This window comes from Pseudomonas sp. GM49, assembly GCF_000282355.1.
Classification (GTDB): Bacteria; Pseudomonadota; Gammaproteobacteria; order Pseudomonadales; family Pseudomonadaceae; genus Aquipseudomonas.
The window spans coordinates 1-20,856 of the sequence record NZ_AKJL01000021.1; the positions used below are offsets into that span (position 1 = coordinate 1).

Here is a 20,856-nt window from a genome sequence, read left to right on the forward strand (position 1 = left end):
GTGCCTCAGTGCCTGGATGAATGAGCGTGGCGGCGCCGGTAATTTCGAAGGAGACGCAATCCTGGCACGGTTGCGTCAAGTCATCGAGCGCTTCGGCGAAAGCCGCTTCACTCGCTGGGAATCGGCTGCCGCGAAGATCGACGAGCATGGCCCGCGCACGATTGATCGATTGGGTTTTCGTAAAACGCTGGAGCACGGACTGGGTGATGCATTGCACACCACCAACACTTACTACGTTCTGCCTGAGGCGTGGCGTTCTGAGGTGTTCAAAGGGATGAACATCAGCGCGGTTAACAAAGAGCTGCTTCGTCGTGGTGTGCTGGAGCCAGGAACAGATGGCAAAGCATCGAGCTTAGTTCGCTTGCCCGGCCTAGGCCCGCAACGCTGCTACATCATTAAGACGATACCGGGAACGGATGAGAGCGAGGCCCGGGCGGCCTGATAGCCCCCAACTGATCGAGATAGCGCCGGCTCACTCCCGGTCTCGCCAGCCGCTCAACCAATCCACAATCGAATTGCACAGAGACAATACAAATGAACGAAATTAATGACCTGAAAGACCATCCCGAATCACTAACCATTGAAATGGAGAGTCTACAAGGCGGACGGCTTCCCCATGAAGCCGCAGTGGAGTGCCCTGAAACCGTCGAACCATCGAATTGCACAGCGACAATACAGATGAACGAAATCCAAGAACTGAAAGAACGCCGCGAACGACTGAGCATAGAAATGGAAATTACCGGTGGCGAAATATGCCGCCTTGAAGCGGCGCTGGAAAGCCCCGAAACCGTCGAACAGGACCGGGAACGCGACGTGCGTAATCAGTATAACGAGCGGAAGAGGAAGCTTGATTCGCTGAACCTAGAGATTCACACCCTGAATCGGAAGATTTATCGTCGCGAGAACCTCGTTAACCGGGAAACCTTAATGGCTGGTTACGTTGAGACCATGGCCAACTGGAAAGCCGACGAGCAGGAGCTCGCCGAAAAGCGTCAGAGCCTGTGCACCCGCTTGGATCAAATCCGTCAGCAGGCTCAAGAAGACCTGGCAAAAGCACGGCAGGCCGAGACAGATGCAGCAACGGCCTATGCGCAGGCGGTCGCCTGGGGCGATACGGAAGGCGAGAATAGCGCCAATGCCGATGCGCAAAAAGCCGCTGCGAGACTGGCAACAGCAACCGAGCACCACCGACGCCAACAACTGATCATCATGGCACTGGAGCAAGAGTTGGTAACGGTTGACGAACACATCACCGAAGCCCAAGAGGAACACAAAAAGATCGAGAAGGACGCCATCCGCCTAGCACACATAGTTCTGGAGGAGCAGTGGAACGAAGCAGCTAAGGCATTGTTCGAAGTTGGGGGTAAGCTTTGGACCACTTACAACCTACTCAACCATGACCAGATCGGACTCATGAAGCTGGTCGTTCCAGAACAGGGGGAGAACTTCCACAGCTGGAAATGGGAGGAACTGTCGGAGCGTGCGTGCCGATATACAGTGCAAGACGTGCTCGCGATATAAGACTGTATCACCTGAAACAGCCTACGCATGTGGGCTGTTTAGATCACCGCAAGGATGAATATAATTAACGCTCCGACATAGAACAATTCAAACCTGTCCAACACGTTGAAAGTGTGGAGAACCCGCCTGACCGCCCTGTTCAAAATCATTTAAGTCCGATCGTGAAAAATAAAAAATATACAAACTATCCTTGCCGGCGCGATCAAAACGGAATCAGGTCAAATCGATAGCAAGTTGACCCGAACGAAAAGAACATCCAACTTGCGCCCTGTCATAGCAAAAAAACATATAACCAACAAATACATGTCCAATGAAACGAATATCCAGACCTTCAAAATAACTATACAAAGATCAAGCAATTGCAACTCGCAACCCCTACAAAAAAAACTGGCATAGCGAGGAGATCGTAGAAACCAAAGTAGCAATCCCAAAGACACTCAAAGAGTTGAAGACTAAATACGGCCGACACCGTCCAGGGTTAATCTTACAAATCACTCTAAAGAAGGGGCCTTACAAGGCCCACACCCAGACATTACAAACAGATCGCAGCCCCCACAAAAATAATGACAAACGATCAAAAAAATCCAAACAACTTTAACCAACCGCTACTTAATCATCATCTTAGTCTTCGTGACAACTGCATCCCAAGACACATCAACATAATTACTTTCATTCTCAAGCCTCACCAAAACCGCTGCTCTATTTATCTTCTCACCATCGCTATCTTTCGGTCCTATTGCGGACGCACACGGAAGATTTTTATCACCAACTTTCTCAGCCAATGACAAACTGGTAGAAACCAAGTAGCGAGCAGCGGAAGATGAACTTAAAGCATAACAGCGATCATGACTCCATCGCCCTTCATCAACACCAAAATCCAGTAATGGCACGAAAACCCAGTCAGGCTGAAAATTATCAATTACGTAATTAGTCAGCGGAGAGGCTTTAACATCCTGGCAAATCAAGATAACGCAACGTCCTAAATCTTCAACATCAGCGATAACCAAGTTTTCGCCTGAGGCATTATCTTCCATAATACTACCCGACTTTACAGTTGGGAATACTCCCAGTTTGTCTGCACGAGCGCAAGGAAGGTCAGCTTGCCAAATTTTACGTTGACGCCATAATACTTGCCCTCGAGCATTCATCATCCGGGCCTCATTCCAACTTTGACCATCTTCCTCTTCTAACGTCGCCCCAGTACCCGCGAGAAAAAGTCGATAGCTCGCCGGATTACGAAATATGGCATCAGATATCTCGCCTGCAATATTTTCCGTGATCATAAATTCTGGCACAATTACAAAATCCGGCTCATTATCACCGGCTACAATCCCATCTAAAACGCATGCTTTAACTCGAGCGCCATCAGAAACTTTGAAGTCGATAAAATCCTGACCATTACGAAACTCTTGCGAGACATTCAGGTCATCTTTATCTATTGCAACTGGAATAAATCTAAATATATCAGGTCTATTCTCTACACTTCCCACTCCATCCTTGCGAGACACCCCGATAACCTTAACATCAAATGAAACCGGAACCTCATTGATTTTTGACGTCAAGTCGCAAACTGAAAGCGAATGAAATCGATCTCTAAACACTTCAGCACAGGATGTAGTAACAGCACGAGCAGTACGAGTTAGAGGCCCACGAGGAACGAGCACGCGCCCCTCTCTTTTAAGATAACATCCATCCTTGATACGGGTCATTTGTAGCTGGTTCAGCCAATGAGTTAGACCTGGGCTAAAAGCATTACTATCAGGCAAATGCAGCAACCTAGGATGTATTGAGTAAAATAAATTATCAATACTACTCATCACAGCAAGCATTCGACCTTGTTTGCGCCCCTCACCATAATTTTCAACAAGCTCTGAGATTCTATTATAAGAGTCTTCGCCATTAGCTTCAGCCAAAGCTTCATCAATCAGGAAAAAAAACTCCTTACTCTCTGGCCTCATTATATTCCTGATTTTGCTTGCCTTAAAAGGACTCAGGACATTCCAATATTCCAAAAATAAAAGACCTGGATTAATCTCATTGCTCATTATCTTCCCCAGCAAATTTTATTGCCTCTCTCGCTGAAAGCGCACTACCGTACTTATAAGCGCTTTCCAAAGCATTGACATCTACGCCACAACCCGCATAAAGAGTAATAAGATCAACCCACTTCCGTTCATAATCGGCTTTCTGTTTAGTGTTAAGCACCTGCCTTCTGCGAGAGACTGATTTCGCTACGCCACCCAATACATTACTAAAGAACCCGAACGACTCCATAACAACCGGGTAGTCATCAACCCGAGCCGCAATATTGGACAGCATCAGCACTGCTGAAAGTAGAGCGTCGGCGGATCTGTAGCTTCGACCGTAATAATTAATAAAGTAACTTAACGCTCTAGGGTCAGGAAATTGCGCTATTTTATTCAAAAACTCCAAGCACAGTTCAGGACTCTGACTATTCGTTATAGATGATGAGAGCCCAACAAACCGAATAACCAAGTTATGAAAAGATCCAAACTTAGTAACCGCCATAAGCGCGTACTGTGCAGCAGAAATTTTATCCACAAAATTCCCTGGCGCTGACGATAGCTTATAGGCTACTTCAAAGCCTAGCGACCTAATAGCTTCATAAGACATATCCAGGCCAGAATCTTGAAGTATTTTTAGCGCCCGCCCATAGTTAGAGTACCCTGATTTTTTTGAGCCTTTGAGGATATCTAACTCGGCCTGCAACATGAATGCTTCAACACGACTCTCGACGAGCAATCTCTCTAGGTCGGCCGGAAGTGTGCGATTGAGGTCGATCACTTCCTTATAAATCAACCCGTATTCTTCTAAAACTTGATTTGCAAGAACAAGATCACTCTTACTCAAGTAAAGCCTTACGACCTTTCTTTTGTATGTCAATCGCTTGATTTTATTTACTAGAGCACCAGATTCCGCCAACAAAAAATCAAGCTCTTCAAGTAAAGAAAGCTGATCTTCATCTTGAATAAAGATTGAAATCGCCGAATCAAGAAACTCCTGTATAGAGGATATTAGTCGGGGACGCCATTCATCCTGATCTATCGCTGACAAGGCACGTAATAAATCCAAGGAGCGTCCGACCAGATCGTTAGTTTCGAACGGGTCCAACGCATCTCCAATTGCTGTAACAGCATGAACTAATGCATCTACATAATCGCTACCAATTGATTCACCTGCTAGCACTGAGTCATATGCACTATCAATCAGCGCCCCAAGCTCACTGAACGCACTTTCTGGAGTTTCTGCCTCCAAGCCTTTTAGATACTCCAATGTAACGTAACGAGGCACTAGCCGGCGCTTGACAATGCCAATCATTTCAGAATCAAATGTCGGTACAGCCAATTCTTCTCCCAGCAAATTTGAAGCAAGACGCACATAATTCATCGTAAATGCGTCATAACCGATATCTGACATCGCAGCAAATGGTGCCAGTGTTTCATAAAAAGGGGCATCATCATAAGTAGGTATAATAAGATTTTTTAGATCATCATTGATACCTGACACAGAAAACCCGCCAACTTTTGTAAGCTCTGCTATAGCTCTCGCCCTAGCATCACTTCCTTCTTTCGTATCAGTTCTAGTTACTCGCATCGGTACAGCACGAATAACAAGCTCATCATTTCGCTTTTCACGTATAGCTGCCGAAACCCGTGCAACTCCATCTATGTTCTGTCGATTTAAAATAAAACACAGCGCAACTTCATCAGGAAGCTGCATCGTACAAATGCCAGCAACATCTGCGAAGCCTGTTCTACTATCAATCAGAATCAGATCATAGTTCTTCTTCGCCCACCGCCTTAATTCATTCAGGAAAAAACCGCCTGATTTTTGTGCAAAAAAATCAACCCAGGAAAACTGAGTTAAGACATCCTCATAACTTACTTTCTTCTCCGCACCAACAAGTCGAGCGCCCGTGCCTATATAGTCAAGAGTAAGTTCCGCTTCAAACAGCCCTTCTCCAACCAAAGGTCTAACAACCTCGGAAAAAACTTCCCCTTTGCTAACCTTATCAATGCCGGCAGCAATGCGTTCCTCTGAACTTTCCTCTGAAACAACGTCGCACCAGTCAACCACCAGATCCAATAAGCCAGGCCAGTCTTTTAGCTCCTTAGCGTGAGATGGCTCTAGTAAGCCTCGAAAATAATAGGCGAGCCCTGGGGCTTCGAGATCCCAGTCCATAACAAGAACTTTCTTTTTATTTATTGCCGCCAGAAACGCTACGTTAGCGAGAGCCATTGTACGTCCCACCCCACCTTTATAAGAGTAGAACGTAACGATTTTTCCATTTCTATCCACTGAGCTCACCTTCCAGCACAAGCATATTTAGAGGGAGTAGCAAAACTTTTTATCTCACCAAAAAAATCCGGCACTCCTACATCAAGATTTTGAAGCGCCTCGCGTTTTTTTGGCGAGTCAGGCTTAGGAGTTGATATTCCGATACTTTGGCAAATAGACTCAGCCCCTGGCGTCAAAAAATTCACCACCCGTACACCCTCTCTACGAAACTCAGTGAGGCCTTGCTCTCTTAAATCTTTAAGATTTCTACTCACTGTCTCCGGCGTAACAGACAACCTCTCAGCAAGCTCTTTATTCGTCAGTGACTCATGATACAAAGCACTAACGTATGGAAAATACTTACTTGATTCGGTTAAGCTTTCCCGACCACTCCAAGACTTTCTAGCCAATAAGCTTTCAGCGATTTCTTGAGCGAAATTTATTTGCCCAAGAAGATATATCTCAGCTTCAGAGTTTTGGGCATGCCCCTTAAAAAGGCGTGTTGCTACTTCAGCATTTAACTTCAAAGATGAGTGATCGAATAAAAGAGTGATCTCTTTAACTATCTCGATCATGCGATCTCTATTGTTCGATAAAATCGCATCTCTCACAGAAGCGCTGAGCATTTGTGCGACCCGTGGCGAAAGGTCTAATGGCGCTCCTGCTTCATGAGCCATCAATTGAAAAAAACTATCGTTCGCCATGACAATCCTCCTGTACGGATTCGAACTATAGGCGTGCATCATTGATCCATCAATGATTTCAAGACACCAACGACGTCAGCTACTCGCCCCCAGTCACAGATGCCGCTGTCCCCACAATGGACAACAGGTCCGCTTAAATGCTCCTTCACGTAGGTTACGTAGGTCACATTGCAAAATTTGCTCACTGAAAACGGATCGGCTTTGTAGCCCCCCCCTTACCCGGATTTCAACCGGGGGTCAAAGACGTGTGCAATCTTTTCCAGGGCCTAGCAGCCCTACCACTACAGAGTCAGCATAGCGAAACCGCAGGGTCACACCCCGAGCCAGCACACCAGCAACCAAAATATTTGAATTACTTACGATCACTTCTCCACGAAAAACGATTGCAACCAATAGCTCGGTAGTCGTAGTGACTGCATCGTAGGCGGTAATCGCGGTGTGCTGACTCGATGAAGGCCGACTCACAAGCCCTCGGTGGCAAACGTTTACTCGTTTTAGCTACAGAATCATTGGAAGTCTCCTCAGCCTTCTGAGAGCGCTGAATTAGGTGATTCTGTCAGGCGGAGATGACCGCAGATCACCACAAGACCGAAATATCGACCGCAAAAAAATGATTTTAGAAAGCTTTCGCCCAGGCTTTTGACTGGCCACCACGAGTAACACCTTGTTCACTCGTAACACCCGCGTGGCTCGAATCAAAACAATGTGTAACAACAAAATATCTATTTAAAATCAAAGGCTTAACCTTAAACGTAACATCTGCAACACCTGTTACACCATTTTAGTGTCTCCCCACCCCCCCTGAGGCTTTGTAGCCATCAGCGAGCGGAGTCCTAGCAGTAAGCCGGAAGTAGGCTTTCCACGCTGGATCAGTTGCTGCGGATAGGTGTTTCTTATGGGATGAACCCCAAACCTATTGAAGTAGCAGTCCTCCCCCCCTAAGAATCTCTCGCAGTAAGGGGTTGGCCCCACATGATCGTGTTAGCGAAAGATGCACAGCCTAGGGAACAGCTGAACCTGTTCAACTACTGCTCTCCTGTGCATTTGCCCAATCGTTTGGTATCTCGCTGGGACCCCAGGGCACTTCGAATGGGTGCGAGGCAAGAAGCCCGTGCCTTCGTGTTAGTGGGAGGTTTTTTCACGTTGGTTCACAGGTTGACGTGGTTGACATCGATCCCCGCAGCTCACGGTGTTTTGTTGTTCACAATCATCAACACGGCGGGACACCTTTGTAGATGCGGTAAATGTGCCCCCCTTTCTTCAATATCCTTTCAATTTCAACATTGAAATTTCAGTAAGCTGGATAAGCTGCCGCTACCACGACCCCGCGGGTTTCCGACCCCGTGTCAAGTGAATACCTCTAGGGTCCCCTCCGTCTTTTACCCATACAGAGCTCAGGAGGGGATTGAGATTGGAGTGAAACTTGCGACCGGGATCATAACCTGGTATCTAGTTTCTTCTGTATATGATCCTGAGTCATCACCATTGGTAAGGCTCAAACCATCAAAACTATTTGAAGTTACATCCATAATAAACATATCGAGCGGCACCTTTGGCGACCAACATTTTGTTAGCAACTCAAATGGCTCGGACTTATCAGAATTCCAAACTATATAGCGATAGTTAATTCCCGCCCTAGTGCACAACTCAACGTTTTTCGCATGAGAAATATCAAGACCAAAACAATCATCTTGTCGACCAATCCAGCGCGACGAATCACCAAACTCAACCTTAAAAGACGAACCCATACACTTAAACGCATAAACCCTAGATATATACAGATCAATTCCATACGGTTCATTACGCCGATGATTTGCAACATATCTAAATCCAGTAGCAGGATCCTTTCTTTTAAACTCTAACACCTCAATAGAGCCGGCCTCACTTAAACCAACAGCATCTATATCAGATAAAAAAAGTTTGGAAAAATTCATCAAGCAACGCTGAGAAAACAGCCTTTTCAAATCGCTTAAACATTCAGAATTTAACCAATTACCGATTTTTTGACCAACCTTGAGCGGAACCCGAAGTTCAAGTGCAGCCTCAACACCGCCCTTGATCTCCCCCTGATATTCTTCTGCTTTTTTGCTAAAATGATGCCCAAGAGCGCCATTACTTTTAAAAGTCAATTCAGTGACTTTCCATCGAATATCTGGCACCCCTCTCAGAGTAGAGACTTCGGACTCCACTAGAAAAAACTCGTCTTCTTTATTGGCACTTCGTATCATATTCACGAACTGGCGGCTAACTTCACCGTTAGCACCACCTTCAGAAAACTTAAACCAGATTCTATCTTTTGAATACTTACTTTTATTCTTGTACATCCAACCAAAGCTCAACTTCTCTGGAAGATTTAGCTCCTTTTGCCTAGCCAAATATTTATTAAAATATATCTCAGTAACAAGGCTGGGCAACCGCTTTTTTTCGACCCACTTACCATCATCCAACTTAAACTCAACCCGATGAATCCAGTCTATCAATATCTGTTTTTCAGTCATTCGATGTAATCCTGTGATCCTTCACTCGGCGATCGAGTGCTACTCAAAGCCAACAAAATATGTCGGCGGTCAAAAAGTTGGAGGTATTATCCCTGAGACGATCCTCTCTGCAAGCTAACGGCTCCAGGTAAATTGGTCTTTTTCGTTTTACTACTTTAAAACGTCTAAAAAGTCTACGGATCCAACCGCGACTCGCATCGAAATCCTGTCCAACGCAATCAAAAGCCTCCCACAGCGAAAAATCATGAAATCGTTGGATTGGCGAGGCATCAATTTTCTTCTGCTGCATACAATCGTGCATCTATATGGTTAACATGTAGCTAGCACTAAGAAGCTTGTATCCCTATCTGTATCCCTAGACATCCAAACCGCCTGCAGGCCGCGATTTGTATGGAACGCTCGAGTCTCCCTCGGCACCAAAATTAAGAAAGGTCTTGCTTAGCAAGGCCTTTTTTTTCGCCCGCAGAAAAGCACCTGACACCCCACCACCTTGTGGGAGCCAGCGTGCTGGCGATGCTTTTGCCCCTGCCCTTCCACACCACCCGCACCGCCGGAACATTTCACAAGGATTCCCCCCATGGAATTGCACCTGGAAACCGTCGCCCTCTTCTCCCTCAAGCTGGCTTATGAATCGGAAGGTCAGAGCCCGATTTTGCGGGATGATTTGGTCATGGGGGATTACCAGCGGGATGTGTTTGAGTTGCTGGTGCGGCGGGGGGATGTTGAGGGGATTCAGGTGAAGGTGGGTGAGTGTGTGGGGTTGGCGTTGGAGGCTGTTGGGGGTGTGGATAAGCCGTTGGGGCGGGAGTTACGGAGGTTGGCGGGTGAGTTTGCCAGCATTCAAACGATGGAGCAGTTTGATGCCCCGCTCATCGCGCTCAAAGATTATCTGAAAGACATTCAGTGAATGAAGTCGGGCCGCCTAAAAAACGGGAACGCTCAATAACCGGACCGACATTGCTCGCTACATCCCATCCAATAATGAATCAATAATAAATCCGCCCCCATTTCTCCCGTTACCACAAGCGCATGGTAACCCGAGAAAACTACTCAACAAATAAACCTTCTTCATTTGCAGCAAACTTATACCATCCACCACCAATCTTGAAGATCTCTATTACGCCATCCTTTGAAACGGCACCGCAAACATAAGAGTTCAAAAGATGCAATAAATCAATAGTTCGCAAAATCAGAACATTCATCTTTGCAGCATGCTTTATTTGCTCGGAAGCAATCTCCTGATTTTCCTCTTTATCTTCGATAGTTTTCGAATTTTTTATATTTCCGTTGACTATGAGAAGGGTTGGAAAATCAACGCTAAAACCGGAGCGTTCTCGATGCGAATCAGCCTGATTTATATATTCACGAGTAACCCCCTTATTCGTGCCTTTTACTTCACATATACAAAACACCTCACCTCTATCATTCAAAAGCTTAAGATCTTCATGTAGATCGTCGCTAGAATCAACCTCGATCTCAAACCCAGATCGAAAAACCTCAGCCACGCTTTCAACCAAGTCTTCACCCGAGAAAAGCAAAGTTGATTTATATATATCGACCACCTGCCTTCGCATCTGCAACTCAAGAACCCTGGAATTTAATACCCCTAACTCCTCTTCGATTTGCTCGTCTTGAGCGAAAGGAAAAGCCTTAATCCAGTCAGGAATTTCCACCGCGAGCTTGTTACAGTACGAGGCAAGTCCTCCACATAAAGAGCTAAAATATTCATTAACTCGCTCGTAAGAGTCCACGGGTAAAATCGCTGGCAAATAAAACTCATTTCTATTGAGCTGCATCGCAACAACTCTATTATGATTATCGGTGGCGAAAATTTTTAATTCGCCGTCATGATAGTGATCTTGAAAATATGCCGAAGCCACTCCGTAAGTACTTAAAAAACCTCTAACATCATCTACTTTAACCTCCATGTCATGCACTTTAGAGTTGTAATTTTCTCTATTGACTCGACGCTTGTTTAAGCGGACCTTAACTAAATCAGTATTCTTATAAGTATAAGACCCGGAACTATCAATAAAATAGTCATCCATTAAAAAACAAATAAACCCACCTTTTTTTTGTAATAGCTGAAGCTCTTTCTGCCTCTTATCCATTTCATCGGGATCATGACCTTGGCGAAGGGAGTTACCCCACGCCCCGCCAACAACTTGAAAATGTTCAAATGTCCGATTAAATAGAATTACTCCATCATAATCATTGAACCGCTCGAGCGTTTTTTAACGGGCAGTAATGAATCGTGAAGTTTTTCGTTATAAGCACTTGCTGGGGAGCGTTAATTTCTTTTTGCTCCAACCCATACACCATAATTTTATACGAACGCTCCACCTGCTCGGACATTTTAACTCCCTATCATCAAGTCAGCCAAATCCACTTTAAATTGTAATCCTTCCTAGACGACATAAAAAGGTGACATATTAATCTCCATCAGAGTTAAAACCTCAGCAGAAAAAGAGGACAGATTTATTTTTTGCTTCTTTGCCACGCTGAAAACTGCCATAGGAAGAAGAATAAAATATGCTCGGCTCAACCAAGCATTGATTTAGGAAAATAAATCTGTCCCATTTTTCAGCTCTGCATAGGTAGGTATGCCGCAACGATCTACATCGCAAATAACGCGTTGTAGATTCCGAAACATCCAAGCGATTTCAGAGCCTATGAAAATAATGAAGCCTCTCCCTTTTTTCTAATTAACATAGCGAATCCTTAGGCTGCGGCGCGTCGAAGCGCAGCAATGTGCCTTAGTTGGTTATCTCCACGTAACACATCAAACCATTAACAAAAAATCGTCATCGATACTTTTCTCCTTGCTGCAAACAATGATCGACGACATGATCAAACCATGACTCATACCAATACCAAGTATTCGCTACTTTGGTGCCAAAGCCTAGGCTTGGCTTGGCTTGGCTTTTTAGCATCCAACCCCTTCCAGAGTACCGTATGGTGTGTCATCGTAAAATTTACGTATCCAGCTTCTTTTATCTTTTGCACAATTTCCGAAGGAAGCCTTTTAGGACGCTCCGTCTCTTTAATTACTGTGTACTGTGCATTGATACCTTTTGCAAGCTCCGAGTCCGACTTAATAAACTCAATAACCTGGTCGGCTTGCCCTTTTCGATTCGCCGTTTTAGGAATAAAAAATACTCGATACGAAAACCTAGGATCGTTAAACTCCTCATCACTTAAATCCATATCAAAGGCAGTTATGTAAGCCCTTATATTTTCAGGCAAACCTTCCGTTTTAGAAAGCATATAAACTTGTTCTTTATTAAGAGACGAAAACTGCAAACTGAATGATAGATGTTTATCGATACCAAACTCCAATCCAAACAATTTTTTTATAAGCTCATTATAATTAAGACAACACGCTTGAAAGCGCGCACTCAGGAACTGATCTATCCTCGTCGTCATCTGATGTTCGATTTCGTGCCTGAGTCCAATTAAAAATTTTAAATTTTTTGCGGCGCTTGCGGGCACAGGGGAGTTTTCGTCATTAAGGCAGCGTTCCAACTCCCAATGTTTCATTGCGCCTTTAGCTGTTTTATCGAATTTCTTGCGGCCACCTGCCATTTTGTAGTAGCGATATTCTATGTGCTGTTTCCGATAGTAAGCATGCAACAGATATGCCCATGAAATCATCATCAAGACGATAAATATCTCAGACTTAAAGGTCAGCGCTGGATTGTTAAATATTTGTACTGATGCCAGTGCGGCCTCTCGAGACTTCTTAATCAGCTCACTCGATATAGAACCTACAGCACGAATGCGTTTTTTCTGAGAGGTCATATCCATCATCCGTTGACAGCACCTAAACAGCATAGCCTCAGTATCGGGAGTAAGAGTGGGACAGACCACACTTTCTCATCTCTGGTGGTTTCGGGATAAAGCTCTCGAGGTTGCAGGAAAAAGGTCTACACGATACCCTCCCACCGTCGCTGCCAATTCAGCGACCGGGTGTGGAAATCCGTGTAATTCAAGGCGCAACAGCGCCCCCATCACGTCTGCCGGCGCTTTTTTTGTGTCTGCGGCGTGAGTTATGGCGGCTGTGCGTGGGACGCCCTCGGGCGTGCCGGTTTCCTTGATTCCCGGTTTTCCACCCTGCGCACAGCTGTCACCCATTCGTGTGGAAACGAACGTGGCAGCTCCTCATATCAAGGAGTTGGATAATGCGCAGTATCAATCCGTTTGAAATTTGGCTTTTCCCTCTACGCAACTCCCAATCGCATAACCCCCTCCCCCATTGCCTCTCCATCCTCGGAGGTGGCCAATGACCGAACAACCTGAACTCAAAACCATTGGCCTGACACCTGCCATCTATTGCGCAGATCAAGCGCTGTTTCATGTCACTCGTGACGTTCCTCTCGGGGATGCGTTGGCGATGGCTTCTGATTTTCTGTTTTTGGCCAAGGCGCTGAGCAAGGATGCGGCTTATGCCAGGGATACGGATTATCACGCCTGGGCTGCGCATTATCTGACCTCGATGAGCAAGGCGTTGGTGGATGATGCGGTGAAGGTGCTGACGCGGGATCGGACTTGTGCGCCGGCCTCCAGGCAAGCGGGGGTAAAGGCTGAGGGGTAGTGATTGAAACACTGAAATAGCTTCAGATTTCAGAAGTCAGGCATGACGCTTGTGGGAACGGGCTGGGTTGCGGTGGCCGGGGTATTCAGCGGGATATGTGGGTGTCTTGTGTTTTTCGCGAGCGAGCTCGCTCCTACAGTGGGTTTGCTACAACCCAATGGCTATTGGACCGACCATCCGAATAACCTCAGGATTTGTACAGCTGACTAAAATTCAGTGGGGGATCTCTTCAACGAGCCCTTACAAGGCGGGAGGTTTTACGATGAAGGTCGTAACTTCGCTGGCGTTGCTGGTAGCGGCAGGATGGATCTCCGTGGTTGGTGCAGCCCCGAAGCAAATCGTTGCCGTTCCCTTGAATGCAACTACTTACAATGCCGGGCATATCGCTCAGGCCATTCTGACCCCCTTGAACAGTAGTGAGACGGCGCTCTCATTGTTCGTGGGCGGTGTACCCATTGGCACTGCAATTCCGGCGCACTTGTATACCTATATCTACTCGGGAAGCTGCGCCAGGCACGAGCCCAAGCCGGTCTATTCACTCAATCGCATCGTGACTGACAACTTCAACGAGCAGGCGGGCATCCAACTCTGGAAAAGCGTGCCTATGGCTTATGACTCGCTGCGGTCCGGCGGATACGCGCTGGTGATGCGGACAAGCCCGGCCGATGGGAATCCCGATATTTTCTGTGGTGAGCTTGGTTAAGGGTTTTCCCCGCTTCCATGCATAGCGTGGGAGCGGGGGATTATCCCTCTCAGGCTGTTTGCAGTATGACGGTGCTCATTCAACCGCAGATGTTGATTGCCTTGCGTTTTTCGCGAGCAGGCTCGCTCCTACAGTGGGTTGGGTTTCAGCTTGGCTTTTTGTGGTGGTTGGGCTGGTGCTATCGCGAGCAAGCTCGCTCCCACAGGGGGCTTTGTGTGTTTGGTGGGATTTGGGATTAGTCCCGGGGTTTTCGGGGCTTTTTATTGCTTGGGGCAAAGTAAATGCTGGGGATTCGGTTTTGAGATTTCCGGCCTCCGAGTACTTCCGATGGGCTTGATCGTCACCTTCTCCACAGGCAATCCGCTGTGCATAACTCCAGCAACCTCCCCTCTGGCACGGCGCCTGATGCTGCGTTCTTCTAGACTCAATACAAGGTCGTAGACAGAACCAAACACGTCGCTCTGGTGCAGCCGATTCAAGGGCCGCGTGGCAATCTGGCTTTTATGCCCCTATTGAGGCGCGGCGAAGACCGTGCCGGGCACAACAAGATGCCCGCTCAGGGTGCCCTGGCCAACGGCCTGAATTGCCACGATACCGTGACGTGGTGTGAGTGCCGCAGCCGACACTTTCGGACGACCGACAGCCATCTGGTTTGTCCGTGACCGTGAGGATTGCTGAATGCCTGATGAGATGTTGCACCTGCCTGTGGTCAACAGTCTGCTGGAGCGCCATAAGGGCTCTGCGGGTGCGCTGTTGCCCATTCTTCATGATATTCAGGAGCGCATCGGGTACATCCCCGATGTCGCCGTCCCCGAGATTGCCCATGCCCTGAACCTGAGCCAGGCCGAGGTTCGTGGGGTGATCAGTTTTTACCATGATTTCCGTACCGCGCCGCCTGCGCGGCATATCCTGCGGCTGTGCCGGGCTGAGTCGTGCAAGAGTCGCGGTGCCGAGCAGTTGGCTGCGCAGTTGCGTGAACGGCTGCAACTGGATGACCACGGTAGTAGTGCCGATGGCAGCATCAGTTTGCGGCCGGTGTATTGCCTTGGTGCCTGTGCCTGTTCGCCTGCCCTGGAGCTGGATGGCCGGGTGCATGCGCGGCTGAGTGCCGAGCGTCTGGATGCCCTGCTCGACGCTTGCCGGGAGGACGCGTGATGCCGACTCTTTATCTTCCCTGTGATTCGCTAGCCCGTGCCGTGGGTGCCGATGAGGTCTCCACGGCCCTGATCACTCAGGCCAAGGAACGCAATCTGCCGCTGGAACTGCAGCGCACCAGTTCACGCGGCCTGTATTGGCTGGAGCCGTTGCTGGAAGTGGACAGCCCGCAAGGCCGGATCGGTTTCGGTCCGTTGACCGCTGCCGATGTGCCGTGCTTGCTCGATGCCTTGCAAGGTGAGCCGTCTGCTCATCCGCTGGCCTTGGGCCTGGTGGAAGAGTTGCCCTATCTGAAGACTCAACAACGCCTGCTGTTTGCCCGCGCAGGTATCACCCGGCCGCTGTCGCTGGACGACTATCGAGCCCACGGCGGTTTCGAAGGTTTAACAAGAGCCATCGCCCTTGGCGGTGAGCAAACTGCGACCGCGGTGTTCGATTCAGGCCTGCGTGGCCGTGGCGGCGCGGCCTTCCCCGCCGGGATCAAATGGCGCACGGTGCGCGCTACTGAGGCCGCGCAAAAGTACATTGTGTGCAACGCCGACGAAGGCGACTCTGGCACTTTCGCTGACCGCATGCTGATGGAAGGCGACCCTTTCCTGCTGATCGAAGGCATGGCCATTGCCGGCATTACCGTCGGCGCCACCTACGGCTACATCTATGTGCGCTCGGAATATCCGGACGCCGTGGCCACGCTGCGTGCAGCGTTGAACATCGCCCGAGATGCCGGTTACCTGGGCGCCAATGTCGGCGGCAGCGGTCAGGCCTTCGATATGGAAGTGCGGGTCGGTGCCGGTGCTTACATCTGCGGTGAAGAAACCGCTCTGCTGGACTCTCTCGAAGGCAAGCGAGGGATCGTGCGCGCCAAGCCGCCTATTCCTGCCTTGAAGGGGTTGTTTGGACAGCCGACCCTTGTACACAACGTGCTGACACTGGCCTCGGTGCCGCTGATTCTGGCCAAGGGTTCGCAGTTCTATCGTGATTACGGCATGGGCCGCTCCCTGGGCACCATGCCCTTCCAGTTGGCGGGCAATATTCGTCAGGGCGGGCTGGTGGAACGGGCCTTTGGCCTGACCCTGCGGGAACTGGTGGAAGACTACGGCGGAGGGACCGCCAGTGGCCGGCCGCTGAAGGCTGCACAGGTAGGTGGCCCGCTCGGTGCCTGGGTGCCGCCGTCGCAATTCGACACGCCGCTGGATTACGAAGCCTTCGCCGCCATTGGCGCGATGCTCGGTCACGGTGGTGTGGTGGTGGCGGACGACACGCTGGACATGGCCCATATGGCGCGCTTCGCGATGGAGTTCTGCGCCGAGGAATCCTGTGGCAAATGCACGCCGTGCCGCATCGGCTCGACCCGCGGCGTTGAGGTAATCGACCGCCTGCTGGCCGCACCGGACGCGAGCGGTCGCGATGAGCAGGTGATCATCCTCAAGGACCTCTGCGACACCCTGCAATACGGTTCGCTGTGCGCGTTGGGCGGCATGGTTTCCTTTCCGGTCGCCAGCGCCCTCAAGCACTTCCCCGCCGACTTCGGCTTGCAGCCCTCGGAGGCCGAGCAATGATCACTCTCTTCGACCCGAAAACCGACATCGACCTCGGAACGCCGGCCCGCGACAGCCAGGTGCAAGTCACCCTGAACATCGACGGCCGCAGCATCAGCGTGCCCGAAGGCACTTCGGTGATGCGCGCCGCCGCGCTGCTGGGCACCACCATTCCCAAACTCTGTGCCACCGACAGCCTGGAAGCCTTCGGCTCCTGCCGCATGTGTTTGGTGGAGATCGATGGTATGCGCGGATACCCGGCATCCTGCACCACGCCGGTCACTGAAGGCATGACCGTACACACTCAGACGCCGAAGCTCGCGACGCTGCGGCGCAACGTCATGGAGTTGTACATCTCCGATCACCCGCTGGACTGCCTGACCTGCTCGGCCAATGGCAACTGCGAGCTGCAAACCGTGGCCGGTCAGGTCGGCCTGCGGGAGGTGCGTTACGGCTATGAAGGCGACAACCATCTGGCCGATGTGAAGGACACGTCCAACCCCTATTTCGACTACGACCCGAGCAAGTGCATCGTCTGCAACCGCTGCGTGCGCGCCTGCGAAGAAACCCAGGGCACCTTTGCCCTGACCATTACCGGGCGCGGTTTTGAATCCCGCGTGGCCGCCGCCGGTGGTGAGAACTTCCTAGAATCGGAATGCGTGTCCTGCGGCGCCTGTGTGCAGGCCTGCCCGACTGCGACCCTGATGGAAAAAAGCGTGGTCGAACTGGGTCAACCGGAACGCAGTGTGATCACCACCTGTGCCTATTGCGGCGTGGGCTGCTCGTTCCGCGCCGAGATGAAAGGCGACCAGCTGGTGCGCATGGTTCCGGACAAGAACGGCCATGCCAACCACGGCCACTCCTGCGTCAAGGGGCGCTTTGCCTGGGGCTACGCCACCCACCCGGATCGCATCACCAAACCGATGATCCGCAAACACATCAACGACCCGTGGCAGGAAGTCAGCTGGGATGAAGCGGTGACCTACGCCGCCAGCGAATTCCGTCGGTTGCAGCAGAAATATGGCCGCGACTCCATTGGTGGGATCACCTCCAGCCGCTGCACCAACGAAGAAACCTACCTGGTGCAAAAACTGGTGCGCGCAGCCTTCGGCAACAACAACGTCGACACCTGTGCGCGGGTCTGCCACTCGCCGACCGGCTATGGCCTGAAACAAACCCTTGGCGAGTCCGCCGGCACCCAGAGTTTCGACTCGGTGATGCAGGCCGATGTGATCCTGGTGATGGGCGCCAACCCCAGCGACGCCCACCCGGTGTTCGCCTCCCAGCTCAAGCGCCGCCTGCGTGAAGGCGCGCGGCTGATCGTCATCGACCCGCGGCGCATTGATCTGGTGGACACGGTGCATGCCCGCGCCGAACTGCACCTGGCCCTGCGCCCGGGCACCAACGTCGCCATGCTCAACGCCCTGGCCCACGTCATCGTCACCGAAGGCTTGCTCAACCAGGCCTTTATCGATGCCCGTTGCGAGGGCAGCGATTTCGCCCGCTGGAGCGAGTTCGTCAGCCGTGCGGAAAACTCGCCGGAAGCCCTTGGCCCTGTCTGCGGCGTCGCCGCTGCCGACATCCGTGCCGCCGCGCGGCTGTATGCCACCGGCGGCAACGCGGCGATCTACTACGGCCTGGGCGTCACCGAACACAGCCAGGGCAGCACTGCGGTCATGGGCATCGCCAACCTGGCCATGGTCACTGGCAACATCGGTCGTGAAGGCGTGGGCGTGAACCCGCTGCGCGGGCAGAACAACGTGCAGGGTTCCTGCGACATGGGTTCCTTCCCCCACGAATTGCCCGGCTACCGGCACATCTCCAACGAGGTGGTAAGGGCGCAGTTCGAACAGGCCTGGAACGTCACCCTGCAACCTGATCCGGGCCTGCGCATCCCGAACATGTTCGAGTCGGCCCTGGCCGGCAGTTTCAAAGGCCTGTATTGCCAGGGCGAGGACATCGCCCAGAGCGATCCGAATACCCAGCACGTCACCGCCGCTTTGTCGGCGATGGAGTGCGTGGTGGTGCAGGATATTTTCCTCAACGAAACCGCCAAGTTCGCTCATGTGTTCCTGCCGGGCAGTTCGTTCCTGGAAAAAGACGGCACCTTCACCAATGCCGAGCGGCGCATCTCCCGGGTGCGCAAGGTCATGGAGCCGCTGGGCGGCAAGGCCGACTGGGAAGGCACAGTTGCGCTGGCCAATGCTTTGGGCTACCCGATGAACTACAAACATCCATCGGAAATCATGGATGAAATCGCCAGCCTGACGCCGACCTTCACCAACGTCAGCTACACCGAACTGGATCGCCACGGCAGCCTGCAATGGCCGTGCAACGCCGAGGCACCGGACGGCACACCGACCATGCACATCGAGCAATTCGTGCGCGGCAAGGGGCGCTTCATGCTCACTGGTTATGTGCCCACCGAGGAAAAGGTCAACAGTCGCTATCCGCTGCTGCTGACCACCGGGCGCATCCTCAGCCAGTACAACGTCGGCGCCCAGACCCGGCGCACCGACAACGTCGCCTGGCACGACGAAGACCGCCTGGAAATCCACCCGTCCGACGCCGAGAGCCGTGGCATCAACGAAGGTGACTGGGTCGGCATCGGCAGCCGCGCCGGCCAGACCGTACTGCGTGCGCGGGTCACCGAACGGGTCGCCCCGGGCGTGGTGTACACCACTTTCCACTTCCCGGAATCGGGGGCCAACGTGATCACCACCGACAACTCCGACTGGGCCACCAACTGTCCGGAGTACAAGGTCACCGCCGTGGAAGTCAGCCGCGTCTACCACCCTTCGGAGTGGCAAAAACGCTATCAGGCGTTCAGTGATGAACAGCATCGTCTGTTGAATGAACGCCGTCAGGCGAAAGCGGAGGTACGCCGATGAGCACTGAAAACCTGATCAAGATGGCCAACCAGATCGCCCAGTACTTCACCAGCGAACCGGACCAGCAACTGGCCGTACTCGGCGTGCGTAATCATCTGCAGATGTACTGGACGCCCGGCATGCGCAAGGAGTTGCTGGCCTGGCAGACGGAGCATCAGGGGGCAGATTTGCACCCGCTGGCGCAGGCGGCGGTGAGTGGGGCGGGTTGGGAGGCTTAGGTTCAACCTGCTGGCTGCCCCCCCTGTAGGAGCGAGCTTGCTCGCGAAAAACTCAAGGACACCACGCTTATCCAGAATTCGCGCGTTATCGTTGACGTCCATCGCGAGCAAGCTCGCTCCTACACATCTTTCCGTGACGCTGTCACGGTCACTTCAATCGCCCGGACACTGATCGCCGCGAATGTCGCCGTCATCAGTACGCCGTTGAACCCCAGCAGCACCGCCAGCACTCGCGAGACGCCGAGCTTGGGCACGAGCTCGCCGTAGCCGATGGTCAGGCCCGTCACGAAGGCGAAATAAACACCGTCATCAGGGCTCCACCCTTCCAGGTGGGCGATGATGAGGCCGAACGCAATGATCACTAGCAGCAGTATCGAGAAGATCGGCCACACCACTTTGAAGTAGAACCAGACGGCTTTGTAGAACTCGTGGCGGACGTTTGATGCACGGGCGAGGTTCATGTCGTGGGCTTCCTGGGGTTTGCCTGACCGGCAATTGAATGCGCAGCGGTTCAATACCCCGTTCAGCTTGGCACAAGCGCTGAAAACTGCGACCAACGGGGCGTTATCTCTGGCGAGGACTATGACAAAGATGACGCCCCACAAACTATCCAGAAACCGCCTGCTGTTGGATTCCTTGTAGGAGCGAGCCTGCTCGCGATGGTCGTCAACGATAACGCGTGTTTCCTGTTTAAACGCGGCGCTCTCCAGTCCATCGCGAGCAAGCTCGCTCCTA

Annotated in this window: 16 protein-coding genes and 1 pseudogene; 9 read left to right on the forward strand and 8 right to left on the reverse strand. The window is 51.1% G+C overall.

Features of this window, described 5'->3' with window-relative positions; all coding sequences use genetic code 11:
• A pseudogene (locus PMI29_RS27160) lies at positions 1-442 on the forward strand (DUF927 domain-containing protein); the annotation flags it as partial.
• Between the two features lie 236 nt (positions 443-678).
• Complete coding sequence (locus tag PMI29_RS27155; protein WP_033051948.1) at positions 679-1,521, forward strand: hypothetical protein; 843 nt, start codon at positions 679-681, stop codon at positions 1,519-1,521.
• A 605-nt stretch (positions 1,522-2,126) separates the two neighbouring features.
• On the opposite strand, the gene PMI29_RS31865 is transcribed toward PMI29_RS27155, so the two are convergent.
• The 4 genes from PMI29_RS31865 to PMI29_RS27145 all read right to left on the reverse strand — a co-directional run bounded on the left by PMI29_RS31865 (position 2,127) and on the right by PMI29_RS27145 (position 9,022).
• On the reverse strand, positions 2,127-3,566 hold the full coding sequence (locus PMI29_RS31865) for a hypothetical protein (protein ID WP_157221339.1): 1,440 nt from the start codon (positions 3,564-3,566) through the stop codon (positions 2,127-2,129).
• Entirely contained in the window at positions 3,556-5,841 is a 2,286-nt protein-coding gene (locus tag PMI29_RS27150) for a KGGVGR-motif variant AAA ATPase (RefSeq protein ID WP_157221340.1), read from the reverse strand. Before PMI29_RS27150 ends, PMI29_RS31865 begins: the two co-directional genes overlap by 11 nt.
• A 5-nt stretch (positions 5,842-5,846) precedes the next feature.
• Positions 5,847-6,524 (reverse strand): helix-turn-helix domain-containing protein, encoded by a 678-nt coding sequence (locus PMI29_RS30735; protein ID WP_007993863.1) that lies wholly within the window; start codon positions 6,522-6,524, stop codon positions 5,847-5,849.
• Between the two features lie 1,394 nt (positions 6,525-7,918).
• Entirely contained in the window at positions 7,919-9,022 is a 1,104-nt protein-coding gene (locus PMI29_RS27145) for a hypothetical protein (protein ID WP_007993865.1), read from the reverse strand.
• A gap of 577 nt (positions 9,023-9,599) precedes the next feature.
• On the opposite strand from PMI29_RS27145, the gene PMI29_RS27140 reads away from it, so the two are divergent.
• Positions 9,600-9,929, forward strand: a complete 330-nt coding sequence (locus PMI29_RS27140) for a hypothetical protein (RefSeq protein WP_007993867.1) — start codon at positions 9,600-9,602, stop codon at positions 9,927-9,929.
• 139 nt (positions 9,930-10,068) lie between these two features.
• Here the strand turns inward: PMI29_RS27140 and PMI29_RS0129810 are convergent, their stop codons facing one another.
• Entirely contained in the window at positions 10,069-11,133 is a 1,065-nt protein-coding gene (locus PMI29_RS0129810; RefSeq protein WP_033051946.1) for a hypothetical protein, read from the reverse strand.
• Between the two features lie 751 nt (positions 11,134-11,884).
• Positions 11,885-12,823, reverse strand: a complete 939-nt coding sequence (locus PMI29_RS27135) for a DUF3644 domain-containing protein (RefSeq protein ID WP_007993872.1) — start codon at positions 12,821-12,823, stop codon at positions 11,885-11,887.
• 481 nt (positions 12,824-13,304) lie between these two features.
• Between PMI29_RS27135 and PMI29_RS27130 the strand changes: the two genes are divergently transcribed.
• Together PMI29_RS27130 and PMI29_RS27125 are read left to right on the forward strand one after the other, a co-directional pair.
• The gene (locus tag PMI29_RS27130; protein ID WP_007993875.1) at positions 13,305-13,616 is read left to right on the forward strand and encodes a DUF3077 domain-containing protein; all 312 of its coding nucleotides are present in this window, start codon (positions 13,305-13,307) and stop codon (positions 13,614-13,616) included.
• A gap of 262 nt (positions 13,617-13,878) precedes the next feature.
• A complete protein-coding gene (locus PMI29_RS27125) occupies positions 13,879-14,319 on the forward strand; it encodes a hypothetical protein (protein ID WP_007993876.1) in 441 nt (146 codons plus the stop codon).
• Between the two features lie 509 nt (positions 14,320-14,828).
• On the opposite strand, the gene PMI29_RS31870 is transcribed toward PMI29_RS27125, so the two are convergent.
• Positions 14,829-14,966, reverse strand: coding sequence for a hypothetical protein (locus tag PMI29_RS31870; RefSeq protein WP_157221341.1), 138 nt, complete (start codon positions 14,964-14,966; stop codon positions 14,829-14,831).
• 31 nt (positions 14,967-14,997) lie between these two features.
• Here PMI29_RS31870 and PMI29_RS27120 point away from each other — a divergent pair, with 31 nt between their 5' ends.
• The 4 genes from PMI29_RS27120 to PMI29_RS27105 are packed head-to-tail and all read left to right on the forward strand — an operon-like array spanning position 14,998 to position 20,121.
• Positions 14,998-15,474, forward strand: a complete 477-nt coding sequence (locus PMI29_RS27120) for a formate dehydrogenase subunit gamma (protein WP_007982711.1) — start codon at positions 14,998-15,000, stop codon at positions 15,472-15,474.
• The gene (locus PMI29_RS27115) at positions 15,474-17,033 is read left to right on the forward strand and encodes a formate dehydrogenase beta subunit (RefSeq protein WP_007993878.1); all 1,560 of its coding nucleotides are present in this window, start codon (positions 15,474-15,476) and stop codon (positions 17,031-17,033) included. Before PMI29_RS27120 ends, PMI29_RS27115 begins: the two co-directional genes overlap by 1 nt.
• A complete protein-coding gene (gene fdhF, locus PMI29_RS27110; RefSeq protein ID WP_007993879.1) occupies positions 17,030-19,903 on the forward strand; it encodes a formate dehydrogenase subunit alpha in 2,874 nt (957 codons plus the stop codon). The genes PMI29_RS27115 and fdhF overlap by 4 nt, the downstream gene beginning before the upstream one ends.
• Positions 19,900-20,121 carry a formate dehydrogenase subunit delta gene (locus PMI29_RS27105; protein ID WP_007993881.1) on the forward strand — a complete coding sequence of 74 codons (222 nt, stop codon included), beginning with the start codon at positions 19,900-19,902 and terminating at the stop codon, positions 20,119-20,121. The genes fdhF and PMI29_RS27105 overlap by 4 nt, the downstream gene beginning before the upstream one ends.
• 119 nt (positions 20,122-20,240) lie before the next feature.
• Here PMI29_RS27105 and PMI29_RS27100 read toward each other — a convergent pair whose 3' ends face one another.
• Complete coding sequence (locus PMI29_RS27100) at positions 20,241-20,582, reverse strand: potassium channel family protein (protein WP_007993882.1); 342 nt, start codon at positions 20,580-20,582, stop codon at positions 20,241-20,243.
• Between the last annotated feature and the right edge of the window lie 274 nt (positions 20,583-20,856).